A 12,235-nucleotide genomic window follows, 5' to 3' on the forward strand; every position below is an offset into this window, starting at 1 on the left:
CGCAGCGGACGGGACTCGAACCCGCGACCCCCGGCGTGACAGGCCGGTATTCTAACCGACTGAACTACCGCTGCGCGTCGGTGCAGGCACTTTCAGCCTACTCTCTTGCTTGCGCAAGCTTCTCAGGAGTGGTGGGTGATGACGGGATCGAACCGCCGACATTCTGCTTGTAAGGCAGACGCTCTCCCAGCTGAGCTAATCACCCGTTTGCATCTCCGAGGCCGCGAAATTTACGCAGGTGGCGAAGCTAAGTCAATAGCAGGATTGGAGTTTTTTTCAAAAACGGGTTTTAGCTGCAAGCTGCAAGAAAAAGCAGGATCACCTAAAGCAGGCACATCAGCGTCTTGCTTTAGCTTGCAGCTTGAAGCTCGAAGCTAACTTCACTGCTCGTAAATCATTTTCTTGGTCATGCCGCCATCGACAACGAATTCCTGGCCGGTGACAAAGCCGGCATTTCTCGACAGCAACCACGCCACCATCGCCGCCACGTCCTCGACCGTCCCTACCCTGCCCGCCGGATGCTGGGCATGATCGGCATCGGCCAAAGGTTCGGCGCGACGCACTGAGGGATCACGCGCATCAATCCAGCCGGGACTGACTGCGTTCACGCGGATTTCCGGTCCAAGGCTGATTGCCAGCGCATGGGTCAGCGCCAACAGCCCGCCCTTGCTCGCCGCATACGCCTCGGAGTCCGCCTCCGACTGTCGCGCACGGGTCGAGGCCAGATTGACGATCGAACCGTTGTGCGCACGCAGATAAGGCGCACAGTGCTTGGCCAGCAACATCGGCCCGCTCAGATTCACCGCCAGCACCCGATTCCAATACGCCAGATCGAGGCTTTCCAGAGTGATGTTGTGCGGATCGGCCACCGCTGCGTTGCAGACCAGCGCATCGAGGCGACCAAACTGCCCCAATACCTCGGCCACGCCCAGCGCGACCTGATTTTCGTCTGCGACGTCCATGGCGATGAACCAGGCGTTCTCGCCGAGCACCTTCGCCACTTTAGAACCACGTGCCCGATCGAGATCGGTCAGCACCACCTGCCAGCCTTCGCTGATCAGCCAGGCGGCAATTCCGAGGCCAATGCCGCGCGCAGCGCCAGTGACCAGCGCCACGCGGCCATGGGTATTGGCCGCCGGTGTGGACAACTCGATCACAACGCCGCCAGACCGCGCGCCAGGTCGGCTTGCAGGTCAGCCACATCTTCCAGACCGACCGCGACGCGGATCAGGCTGTCACGAATGCCTGCCGCTTCACGCTCCTGCGGCGCCAGACGGCCGTGGGAGGTAGTGCTCGGATGGGTGATGGTGGTTTTGCTGTCGCCGAGATTGGCGGTGATCGAAATCAACCGCGTGGCATCGATAAAGCGCCAGGCGCCTTCTTTGCCGCCCCTGACCTCGAAGCTGACCACCGCACCGAAGCCCTTCTGCTGGCGCTGGGCCAACTCGTGCTGCGGATGGCTCTTGAGACCGGCGTAATGGACTTTCTCGATGCCGTCCTGCTGCTCCAGCCATTCGGCCAGCGCCTGAGCGTTGGCGCAATGAGCTTTCATGCGCAGGTTGAGCGTCTCGAGCCCTTTGAGGAAGATCCACGCATTGAACGGGCTGAGGGTCGGCCCGGCGGTCCGCAGGAAGCCGACTACTTCTTTCATCTGTTCGCTGCGACCGGCGACAACGCCGCCCATGCAGCGGCCCTGACCGTCGATGAACTTGGTCGCCGAGTGCACGACAATGTCCGCGCCCAGCTTCAGCGGCTGCTGCAACGCCGGGGTGCAGAAGCAGTTGTCGACCACCAGGTGCGCGCCCTTGGCATGAGCGATTTCTGCCAGCGCGGCGATATCCACCAGTTCGGCCAACGGATTGGACGGCGATTCGACAAAAAGCAGTTTGGTGTTGGATTTGATTGCCGCATCCCAGGCCGACAGATCGGCCAGCGGTACGTAATCGACTTCGACGCCGAAGCGTTTGAAATACTTCTCGAACAGGCTGATGGTCGAGCCGAACACGCTGCGCGACACCAGCACGTGATCGCCCGCGCTGCACAGGCTCATCACCACCGCCATGATCGCGGCCATGCCGGTTGCCGTGGCGACGGCTTGCTCGGCGCCTTCCAGCGCGGCAATGCGCTCTTCGAATGCGCGCACGGTCGGGTTGGTGTAACGCGAGTAGACGTTACCCGGCACTTCGCCGGCAAAGCGCGCCGCCGCATCGGCAGCGGTGCGGAACACGTAGCTGGAGGTGAAGAACATCGGATCACCGTGCTCGCCTTCCGGCGTGCGGTGCTGACCGGCACGGACGGCCAGGGTATCGAACGCTACGCCTTCGAGGTCGCTGTCCAGCCGACCGGCATCCCATTCCTGACTCATGCTGTCTCTCCTTGCTGTTCTCGAACAATAAATATCAGATACAAAACCGGCCCCTCAGGGCCGGTGGAAACTCAGTTGTTGTACAGATCGATGATCGCACTGACTGCCTGGGTCTTGACCTTCGAGGCATCGTTGCGCGCCTGTTCGATCTTGTCCAGGTAAGCCTCGTCGACGTCACCGGTCACGTACTTGCCATCGAATACCGCGCAATCGAAGTTTTCGATCTTGATCTTGCCGCCGCCGACCGCTTCGATCAAGTCAGGCAGGTCCTGATAGATCAGCCAGTCGGCGCCGATCAGATCAGCCACGTCCTGGGTCGAACGGTTGTGGGCGATCAGTTCGTGGGCGCTTGGCATGTCGATACCGTAGACGTTCGGAAAGCGCACTGCAGGTGCCGCCGAGCAGAAGTAGACGTTTTTCGCACCGGCTTCGCGGGCCATCTGGATGATCTGCTTGCAGGTGGTGCCACGCACGATCGAGTCATCGACAAGCATGACGTTCTTGCCACGGAATTCCAGCTCGATGGCGTTGAGCTTCTGGCGTACCGACTTCTTGCGCGCAGCCTGGCCCGGCATGATGAAGGTGCGACCGATGTAACGGTTCTTGACGAAGCCTTCGCGGAATTTCACGCCCAGGTGATTGGCCAGTTCCAGCGCTGCAGTACGGCTGGTGTCCGGAATCGGGATGACCACGTCGATGTCGTGCTCAGGGCGCTCGCGCAGGATCTTCTCGGCGAGCTTCTCACCCATGCGCAGACGCGCCTTGTACACCGAGACGCCGTCGATGATCGAGTCCGGACGCGCCAGGTAGACGTGTTCGAAAATGCACGGAGTCAGCGACGGGTTGGTTGCGCACTGACGGGTGTGCAGCTTGCCGTCTTCAGTGATGTACACCGCTTCGCCCGGGGCGAGGTCGCGGATCAGGGTGAACCCGAGCACGTCCAGCGAAACGCTTTCCGAGGCAATCATGTACTCGACGCCTTCGTCGGTATGACGCTGGCCGAACACGATCGGACGGATGCCGTGCGGGTCGCGGAAACCAACGATGCCGTAACCGGTGATCATCGCAACGACGGCGTAGCCACCCACGCAACGGTTGTGCACGTCGGTCACGGCGGCGAACACGTCTTCTTCGGTCGGCTGCAGCTTGCCGCGCTGGGCCAGCTCGTGGGCGAAGACGTTGAGCAGCACTTCCGAGTCGGAACTGGTGTTGACGTGACGCAGATCGGATTCGTAGATCTCTTTGGCCAACTGTTCAACGTTGGTCAGGTTACCGTTGTGCGCCAGGGTGATGCCGTAAGGCGAGTTGACGTAGAACGGCTGGGCTTCGGCCGACGTCGAGCTGCCGGCAGTCGGGTAACGGACGTGGCCGATACCCATGTGGCCGACCAGACGCTGCATGTGACGCTGCTGGAACACGTCACGCACCAGGCCATTATCCTTGCGCAGGAACAACCGGCCATCATGGCTGGTCACGATACCGGCAGCGTCCTGGCCGCGGTGCTGGAGCACGGTTAGCGCGTCATACAGCGCCTGATTGACGTTCGACTTACCGACGATACCGACGATGCCACACATGCGACGCAACCCCTACTTAATGGATCTGAACTGAGCAACACTCACTGAGGCGTTTTCGCCGTCGGCAAGAGCTGCTCCTTGAACGGAATCTCAGCGGGTACGCTGATTCCGCTGGCAAGCCACTGACTGCTCCACCCGAGTATCAGGTTTTTGGACCAGTCGGCGACCAATAGAAACTTGGGCACGAGCTGTGATTCTTTCCACCACCCGTCCTGCTGTACCGGCCCCAGGCTCAACAGCCCGACCGCCACGACCACCAGCAACACGCCACGCGCTGCGCCGAAGGCCATGCCGAGGAATCGATCGGTCCCGGATAACCCGGTGACGCGAACCAACTCGCCGATAAGATAATTGATCATTGCGCCCACGATCAGTGTGGCGACAAACATGATGGCACAGCCCGCAATCACGCGAGCCGATGGGGTTTCGATGTATCCGGCGAGGTACTCGGACAGTGAGCCACCAAACATCCAGGCAACCGCTCCTGCGATGATCCAGGTCAGCAGCGATAATGCTTCTTTCACGAAGCCGCGGCTCAGACTGATCAATGCGGAGATGGCGATGATTGCAACGATCGCCCAGTCAACCCAGGTAAATGGCACAGTGCAGCCTACAGACGGATAAGGCGGCGCATTTTAGCAGAGCGCATGGCTGTCGGTAAGCTGCGATTGTCAGTGCTTTTCAATCGAGGTGATAGATTTCAGCCACGTTCAGGCTGAAAACGGACAACGAAGCCTTTGAGGTTCTGCTGACGGCTGAGCAGATCGCGCAGACGATCGGCTTCGGCACGCTCGATCAGCGGACCGACGAAAACCCGATTCTTGCCATCGGCCGAACGGATATACGCGTTGTAACCCTGGCTGCGCAGGTTCTTCTGCAGGCTTTCGGCGCTGGCACGACTCGACAGACTGGCCAGTTGCACCGACCAGCTTACCGACAGACCGTTCGCATCGACGCGGCTCTGCGTGGTGTCAGGCTTGCTGGTTGCGGATGTGATCGGCTGAGCCGGCGCCGGAATCGGCTTGGCCACCGGTGGCGGCGTTGCCGGGCGGGCGATCTGCGCAGGGATGGTCGGTGCCGGAGCCGCCGGTGCGGCCGGCGCGGTTTCTTCAGCAACTTCTTCGTCGGTCGGCACCGGCTCTTGCGGCAAAGCCTGCGGCTCAGGTACAGCCACCGGGTCCATTTGCACTTGCGGCATGGCCGAGGGTTGAGGCGCAGCCGGGGCCTCGACGGTCACCTGACGCTGCTCGTCCTGGCGGGAAAACAGCATCGGCAGGAAGATCACCGCCAGCGCCACCAGCACCAAAGCGCCGACCATGCGCTGCTTGTACGCTTTATCCAGCAAAGCCATTTGCCGCTTCCTCCGTGGAGCGCCGGGCCAGCCATTCAAGGGCCTCGGCGACACAATAAAATGATCCGAACAAGAGAATCTCGTCGTCGCTGGTCGCAACTGCGCACTGCCCTTCCAGAGCGGCCGCAACGCTGGCATAGGACGTAACCGAAGCACCAAGGTTCTGCAGCACTGCCTCAAGTTCAGCCACCGGACGCGCGCGCGGCGAATCCAGCGGTGCGACAGCCCAATGCGCGACACTAGCATTCAATTCGCCAACAACACCATCGAGATCCTTGTCCGCCAGCAGGCCGAACACCGCCAGGCGCTTGCCAGCCGGCGGCCGCGCCGCCAGACGACGCGCAAGATATTCAGCGGCATGCGGATTGTGACCGACGTCCAGCAACAGATTCAGGCGCTTGCCATTCCACTCGAACGAACGACGATCGAGGCGTCCGACCACGCGTGTCGCCTGCAATGCAGGGACAATCTGTGCGGCATTCCACGGCAACCCTGTCAGCAGATAGGCCTGCAACGCCAGCGCGGCGTTCTCCATCGGCAGATCGAGCAGCGGCAAGTCACGCAGTTCGACCGCCTGGCCCTGCGCATCGGTACCGCGCCACTGCCAATGCTGCTCGGTGATGCCAAGATCGAAATCGCGTCCACGCAGGAAAAACGGACACGCCAGTTCGCGTGCCTTGTCGAGCAGTGGTTGCGGAGGATTCAGATCGCCACACAAAGCGGGCTTGCCCTGGCGGAAGATTCCGGCCTTCTCGAAGGCTACGGACTCGCGGGTATCGCCTAGATAATCGGCATGATCGACGCCAATGCTAGTGACCAGCGCGATATCGGCATCGACCACATTGACCGTGTCCAGACGCCCACCCAAACCCACTTCAAGCACTACAGCGTCAAGCGCAGACTGCTGAAACAGCCAGAACGCTGCCAGAGTGCCCATTTCGAAGTAAGTCAGGGAAGTCTCGCCGCGGCCCGCCTCGACCGCAGCAAAGGCTTCGCAGAGCTGCGCGTCAGTGGCTTCGACGCCGTTGAGCTGCACCCGCTCGTTGTAACGCAGCAGGTGCGGAGAATTATAGACACCAACGCTCAGGCCCTGGGCACGCAGCAACGAAGCCACGAACGCGCAGGTCGAACCCTTGCCGTTGGTGCCGGTGACCGTGATCACCCGAGGCGCCGGCTGGCCCAGCCCCATGCGGGACGCTACCTGTTGCGAACGCTCCAGGCCCATGTCGATGGCCGACGGATGCAACTGCTCGAGGTAGGCGAGCCATTCACCAAGGGTGCGCTGGGTCATACGTTGGCAGGCACCGGCGGTACCACGATCGGCTCGATTGGCGCGGCGACGAATTTCGGCGTCGGCTTGCCGGTCATCTGCGCCAGCAGGTTACCCAGACGCGGGCGCAGTTCCTGACGGTGAATAATCATGTCGATGGCGCCGTGCTCCAGCAGGAATTCGCTGCGCTGGAAGCCTTCCGGCAGTTTCTCGCGCACGGTCTGCTCGATGACACGTGGACCGGCGAAGCCGATCAGGGCTTTCGGCTCGCCAACGATGACGTCGCCAAGCATCGCCAGACTGGCGGAAACACCACCGTAGACCGGGTCGGTCAGTACGGAAATGAATGGAATGCCTTCTTCACGCAGGCGCGCCAGCACGGCCGAGGTCTTGGCCATCTGCATCAGCGAGATCAGCGCTTCCTGCATGCGTGCACCACCGGAGGCGGCGAAGCAGATCATCGGGCAGCGATTTTCCAGTGCGTAGTTGGCAGCGCGCACGAAGCGCTCACCGACGATGGCGCCCATGGAACCGCCCATGAAGTTGAATTCGAACGCCGAAACTACCACCGGCATGCCCAGCAGGGTACCGCTGACCGAAATCAGCGCGTCTTTTTCGCCGGTCTGCTTCTGCGCAGCAACCAGGCGATCCTTGTACTTCTTGCCGTCGCGGAATTTCAGACGGTCAACCGGCTCCAGGTCAGCACCCAGTTCGTTGCGGCCTTCCGGATCGAGGAAAATGTCGATGCGCGCACGTGCGCCAATGCGCATGTGGTGGTTGCACTTGGGGCAAACGTCCAGGGTCTTTTCCAGCTCCGGACGGTACAACACCGCCTCGCAGGATGGGCATTTGTGCCACAGACCTTCAGGCACCGAGCTCTTCTTGACCTCCGAGCGCATGATCGAAGGGATCAGTTTGTCTACTAACCAGTTGCTCATGCTTTCTTTCTCCAGTACCGGCGGCCCGAACGCTCTGGTTCGCAGCCCCGCGTATGCCCTTGAGCTAAATTCATGTGTGTGGCGATGATCGATGAAGAGTCGCGGTCAGCGCGAAACATGACCTGCGTACGATTCAGCAACCCTCAGCCGCGCCTGCTTTGTGCAAGTGCATTGATGGACGGCCGCAGACTGCCAGCCGTCACATCGACGATGTATTGCCGCGCACCGCGTTGATGAATGCGCGAATCTTGTGGTGATCCTTGATGCCTTTGCTCGCCTCTACCCCGCCGCTGACATCCACCGCGTAGGGCTTGACCTGTGCCACCGCGCCGGCAACGTTCTCCGGCGTCAGGCCACCGGCCAGAATCAGCGGCTTGCTCAGGCGTTGCGGAATCAGTGACCAGTCAAACGCCTCGCCGGTTCCGCCGGGCACCCCTTCGACATACGTGTCGAGCAGTACGCCACTGGCGCCGGGAAAGGCATCGCAGGCGGCGGCAATGTCATCGCCAGCCTTGACTCGCAGTGCTTTGATGTACGGACGATGCCAGCCTTCGCACTCCTCCGCGCTTTCGTCGCCATGGAATTGCAGCAGATCCAGCGGCACCGCATCGAGGATTTCTCCCAGCTCGCAACGACTGGCATTGACGAACAGCCCCACGGTGGTGACGAACGGCGGCAACGCCTTGATGATCGCCCTTGCCTGCTGCACGTTCACTGCACGCGGGCTCTTGGCGTAGAACACCAGACCAATCGCATCGGCGCCGGCTTCGACGGCGGCCAGCGCATCTTCGATGCGGGTAATGCCGCAGATCTTGCTGCGAACGGCTGACATGTCAGGAAAACCTCAAGGCAAAATCCGAAAACGTCCCGGATGGTAACAAAAGCGTTCGAGGGCGTCAGCCGTCAAGTTCGGAGAAACCCGTAAGGAAATGTGGCCCGATAAAACGCTCTGGCAACGGGAATTCGTCGTGGTACTCGACCTGTACCAGATACAGCCCGTACGGATGCGCCGTCACCCCGCCGGAGCGGCGCTCGCGACTCTCCAGCACTTCCTTCATCCACTCCACCGGGCGCTCCCCGGCACCGATGGTCATCAGCACACCGGCAATATTGCGCACCATGTGATGCAGGAAGGCATTGGCACGAATGTCGAGCACGATCATCTTGCCGTGACGGGTCACGCGCAGGTGATGCATCTTCTTGATCGGCGACTTGGCCTGGCATTGACCGGCCCGGAACGCGCTGAAATCGTGGGTACCGATCAGGTACTGCGCCGCCTCGGCCATGCGCTCGGCGTCAAGCGGGCGATGATTCCAAGTGATTTCTTCGTTGAGATGCGCCGGGCGGATCTGGTCGTTGTAGATCACGTAGCGATAACGCCGGGCAATGGCTTTGAACCGCGCGTGAAAATGCGCCGGCATGACCTTGGCCCAGCTGACGCTGATGTCATGGGGCAGATTGATGTTGGCGCCCATGACCCAGGCTTTCAGCGAGCGATCAACTTGAGTGTCAAAGTGCACCACTTGGCCGCAGGCATGCACGCCGGCATCGGTACGCCCGGCGCATTGCAGGGAAACCGGCGAATTGGCGACTTTCGACAGGGCTTTTTCAAGCTCTTCCTGCACCGTTGCCACGCCGGTCAGCTGCCGCTGCCAGCCGCTGTAGCGCGAGCCTTTGTACTCAACGCCCAGCGCTACACGGTAAAAGCCGTCGGGCGCCATTTCGGCGACCGGGTTATCTATGTTTGCCAAGATGGGACAGCCTGCTGATTTGCAAAGGCGGGCATTATAAGGCGGTGGGCTGGGGATGCCAGAGTTCTCTATCGGCAGTACCGCCCTCTTCGCGAGCAGGCTCGCTCCCACATTTGCAATGCGTCCCCCTGTGGGAGCGAGCCTGCTCGCGAAAGCAATCGATCAGACACCGCAGAATTCGGCACAAACAAAAACGGCAGCCCCACCGGGCTGCCGCTTATCGTTTACCGCTGAACTTATGCCAGGTTGGAAAGCATTTCCTTGGCCTCGCCCCGCTGCTTCTCATCACCCTCGGTCAACACTTCGTTGAGGATGTCACGCGCACCGTCGGCGTCGCCCATGTCGATGTAGGCCTGGGCCAGATCGAGTTTGGTCGCGGCTTCGTCAGTGCCGGCGAGGAAGTCGAAATCGTCTTCGCCCAGATCGTCACCCAACGCAGCGTCCGCTTCGGTGAAGCTCGGCTCGGCCATGCTTTGCGACAGGCGATCCAGCTCGGCATTGACGTCGTCCAGCTCGGCCGCGAAGGCGTCCGGCTCGGCGGCTGGGTTGCTGTCCATTTCGTCGGCCAGTGACAGGTCGAAATCGGCTGGCAGCTCCAGGTCGTCCTGCGGCACGTCAGCAACTACCGGCGTTTCGACCGGGTGCAAGTCCTTCACGCCGTCGTCCAGATCCAGCAGGAAGTCATCTTCAGCCAACGTGGCCGGCGATGGTTCGGCGCCGAGATCCATGTCCAGATCGAAGTCCGACAGATCGTCGAGATTGTCTTTCATCTCGGTCTGCTCTTGCAGCACCGAGGCGAAGCTCAGATCGTCTTCAGCCGGGAACGCGTCGAGCTCGACCGGCGCTTCTGGCTCGGCCACTGGCGCAGGATCGACCGGGGTGATGTTGTCGAGATCGTCCAGGCTCAAATCGAACGCCGTGTCGAGATCGTCAGCGGCAGCCTCAGGCGCTTGTGGCTCGTCCTGCAACAATTCCTTGACGTACTGCGCGTCCAGCTCGGCAGCGACGGCGGCAGCCGCCAGCCCACCGGCAGCGACCACCGCCATGGCCGGGAAGCGGCTTTTCAGTGCTTCAACCTTGGCGAAGTTGTCGCCGTTGGCCACCAGTTGACGCTCTTGCGCGACGAACGCATCGCGGTCGCCCTGCTGGCCGTAGACTTCCATCAGCTTCAGGCGCAGATCGCTGCGTTCCGGCTCGAGGCTGACGCCTTCTTCCAACAGCGCGGCGGCTTGATTCAGGCGACCGGCATTGATGTGCGATTGCGCTTTGTCGAGCACGTCATCAGAGCGTTCGCCGGCCGGGGCCACCAGAGGCGCGGCAATCGGCGCAGCCATCACCACCGGAGCGACGACCGGTGCTGGAGTTGGCGCAGGTGCCGGAGCGGGCGTATTGAGTTTGACGCTGGCCGCTGGAGTTTCCAGGCCAGAGAAGCTGCTTTCCGGCAGATCCTGCTCAGCGGAGAACTCTTGCTCTTCAGCCAGAGCGCGGGCCATGCGCAGGTGCTTTTCGGCTTCCTGCTGGGCTTTGCGACGGCGCGCCAACAGCAACAGCAGAAGCAGCAGAACCACCGCACCGCCGCCGATCAGGCCGAGCAGGATCGGATTGGTCAGCAGTTCGTTGAAGGCTTTGTCATCGTCGGCAGCAGGCGGCGTGGTTTCGACCACCGGCTCGACGACTGGCTCAACCGGGGTTTCCGCTGGCGGCGCGATGGCCGATTCGGGAGTTGGTGAGGCCGCTGCGGCGTCGGCCGGAGTGGCAGGCGGTGTCGCGGCCAGTTCGGCAGTGATCGCCGGCACCGGCGGCACAGCACCGTTGGCGCCAGGCGCAGCGCCGGCGCCAGCGCCGTCGGCCTGCATCTTCGCCAATTGATTGTTCTTCAGCTCGATGAGTTTTTGCAGCTTGTCCAACTGGCTCTGCAGATCAGCCATGCGGCTTTTCAGTTCCTCGTTGTCACGACGGGTCGTGTCGAGGTTTTCCTGAGTGATTGCCAGTTTGTTGCTCAGTGCCTTGGCGTCGCCCGCCGGGCCTTTTGCGCCGGGCTTGGCGCTTTCCGCCGAGACCAGGCTCAGGTTGTCCTGAGTATTGGGCGCCGCCCCCGTGTTGCCTCGGCCACGATTGGTCGCATCCAACTGCTGCTGACCGGTGCCAGGCTTGGCCACGTAACGACGGCCCTGACGCCAGGCTTCGTTCTGCGCCGCCACTTCAGCGATGGCTGCCGATTGCGGCAACGCGGTGCTTTGCACCGGGTCCGGCAGACGCAACACCTGACCGGTTTTCAGGCGGTTGATGTTGCCGTCGATAAAGGCATTCGGATTGAGCGCCTGAATCGCCAGCATGGTCTGCTGCACCGAGCCGCCATTGCGCGCCTTCGCGGCGATTTCCCACAGGGTGTCGCGCGGCGTGGTGGTGTATTGATTGCGATGGGTGGCGCCAGTGGTTGGCGCAGTGATGGTCTGTGACGGCGCCGGTTGCGCGGCAGCGTCAGCGGTCTGCGGCGAGAACTTCGACGGATCGAGCAGCACGCTGTAATCACGCAGCAGGCGGCCATTGGGCCACATCACCTGCACGAGGAACTTCACCATCGGTTCCGACAGCGGTTGGCTCGAGGTCACGCGCAACACGCTTTTGCCGTTGGCGTTGAGCACCGGGGTGAACGTCAGGTCATTGAGAAAAGCCTGACGATCGACGCCGGCCTTGGCGAAATCTTCAGGGGAAGCCAGGCTCGGCACCACCTCGGCGGCAGTGAGATCCTTGACGTCGAGCAGCTCGATTTCAGCCACCAACGGCTGGTTCAGGGTCGACTTCAGGGTCAGCTCCCCGAGCCCGAGGGCATGCGCCATACCGGAGGACAGCGCCGAGGCGGCCGCTATTGCTAACACCAGTTTGCGAACTTGAACCATAGCCTCATCCTTTGTTTGAACGTTCCTCGGCCAGCGAGAAGCTTTTGAATACCGCTGCCGTAAGGCATTGCACGCGACGACGA

The 12,235-nt window shown here is 61.6% G+C and carries 10 protein-coding genes and 2 tRNA genes; all 12 read right to left on the minus strand.

Going from position 1 to position 12,235, the window contains the following annotated elements; all coding sequences use genetic code 11:
* Nucleotides 1-74: transfer RNA gene (locus tag AC4IHP_RS22935), tRNA-Asp, on the minus strand.
* Between the two features lie 55 nt (nucleotides 75-129).
* Nucleotides 130-205 (minus strand) — tRNA-Val (locus tag AC4IHP_RS22940).
* 175 nt (nucleotides 206-380) lie between these two features.
* Nucleotides 381-1,157, minus strand: a complete 777-nt coding sequence (locus AC4IHP_RS22945) for an SDR family oxidoreductase (RefSeq protein ID WP_263469561.1) — start codon at nucleotides 1,155-1,157, stop codon at nucleotides 381-383.
* Nucleotides 1,154-2,365: an O-succinylhomoserine sulfhydrylase gene (locus AC4IHP_RS22950; protein WP_490832840.1), complete on the minus strand. Its 1,212-nt coding sequence runs from the start codon at nucleotides 2,363-2,365 to the stop codon at nucleotides 1,154-1,156. The genes AC4IHP_RS22945 and AC4IHP_RS22950 overlap by 4 nt, the downstream gene beginning before the upstream one ends.
* A 71-nt stretch (nucleotides 2,366-2,436) precedes the next feature.
* The gene (gene purF, locus AC4IHP_RS22955) at nucleotides 2,437-3,942 is read right to left on the minus strand and encodes an amidophosphoribosyltransferase (protein ID WP_003226416.1); all 1,506 of its coding nucleotides are present in this window, start codon (nucleotides 3,940-3,942) and stop codon (nucleotides 2,437-2,439) included.
* A 41-nt stretch (nucleotides 3,943-3,983) separates the two neighbouring features.
* Nucleotides 3,984-4,544, minus strand: a complete 561-nt coding sequence (locus tag AC4IHP_RS22960; RefSeq protein ID WP_016773942.1) for a CvpA family protein — start codon at nucleotides 4,542-4,544, stop codon at nucleotides 3,984-3,986.
* 98 nt (nucleotides 4,545-4,642) lie between these two features.
* Nucleotides 4,643-5,293, minus strand: a complete 651-nt coding sequence (locus AC4IHP_RS22965; protein ID WP_460117948.1) for an SPOR domain-containing protein — start codon at nucleotides 5,291-5,293, stop codon at nucleotides 4,643-4,645.
* Nucleotides 5,277-6,584, minus strand: coding sequence for a bifunctional tetrahydrofolate synthase/dihydrofolate synthase (gene folC / locus AC4IHP_RS22970; protein WP_460117946.1), 1,308 nt, complete (start codon nucleotides 6,582-6,584; stop codon nucleotides 5,277-5,279). The genes AC4IHP_RS22965 and folC overlap by 17 nt, the downstream gene beginning before the upstream one ends.
* Nucleotides 6,581-7,501, minus strand: a complete 921-nt coding sequence (gene accD, locus AC4IHP_RS22975) for an acetyl-CoA carboxylase, carboxyltransferase subunit beta (RefSeq protein ID WP_016773939.1) — start codon at nucleotides 7,499-7,501, stop codon at nucleotides 6,581-6,583. The genes folC and accD overlap by 4 nt, the downstream gene beginning before the upstream one ends.
* A gap of 199 nt (nucleotides 7,502-7,700) precedes the next feature.
* Nucleotides 7,701-8,333, minus strand: a complete 633-nt coding sequence (locus AC4IHP_RS22980; RefSeq protein ID WP_490832841.1) for a phosphoribosylanthranilate isomerase — start codon at nucleotides 8,331-8,333, stop codon at nucleotides 7,701-7,703.
* Between the two features lie 64 nt (nucleotides 8,334-8,397).
* The gene (gene truA / locus AC4IHP_RS22985) at nucleotides 8,398-9,222 is read right to left on the minus strand and encodes a tRNA pseudouridine(38-40) synthase TruA (protein WP_181424119.1); all 825 of its coding nucleotides are present in this window, start codon (nucleotides 9,220-9,222) and stop codon (nucleotides 8,398-8,400) included.
* A 266-nt stretch (nucleotides 9,223-9,488) separates the two neighbouring features.
* A complete protein-coding gene (locus AC4IHP_RS22990) occupies nucleotides 9,489-12,152 on the minus strand; it encodes a motility hub landmark protein FimV (RefSeq protein ID WP_490832842.1) in 2,664 nt (887 codons plus the stop codon).
* Between the last annotated feature and the right edge of the window lie 83 nt (nucleotides 12,153-12,235).

The organism is Pseudomonas sp. UF-293, from assembly GCF_058245595.1.

Bases quoted from the DNA above. Each gene is read 5' to 3' on its own strand.
- accD (WP_016773939.1), bottom strand. From the start codon at position 7,501: ATGAGCAACTGGTTAGTAGACAAACTGATCCCTTCGATCATGCGCTCG.
- truA (WP_181424119.1), bottom strand. From the start codon at position 9,222: ATGGCGCCCGACGGCTTTTACCGTGTAGCGCTGGGCGTTGAGTACAAA.
- AC4IHP_RS22965 (WP_460117948.1), bottom strand. From the start codon at position 5,293: ATGGCTTTGCTGGATAAAGCGTACAAGCAGCGCATGGTCGGCGCTTTG.
- purF (WP_003226416.1), bottom strand. From the start codon at position 3,942: ATGTGTGGCATCGTCGGTATCGTCGGTAAGTCGAACGTCAATCAGGCG.
- folC (WP_460117946.1), bottom strand. From the start codon at position 6,584: ATGACCCAGCGCACCCTTGGTGAATGGCTCGCCTACCTCGAGCAGTTG.
- AC4IHP_RS22950 (WP_490832840.1), bottom strand. From the start codon at position 2,365: ATGAGTCAGGAATGGGATGCCGGTCGGCTGGACAGCGACCTCGAAGGC.
- AC4IHP_RS22990 (WP_490832842.1), bottom strand. From the start codon at position 12,152: ATGGTTCAAGTTCGCAAACTGGTGTTAGCAATAGCGGCCGCCTCGGCG.
- AC4IHP_RS22980 (WP_490832841.1), bottom strand. From the start codon at position 8,333: ATGTCAGCCGTTCGCAGCAAGATCTGCGGCATTACCCGCATCGAAGAT.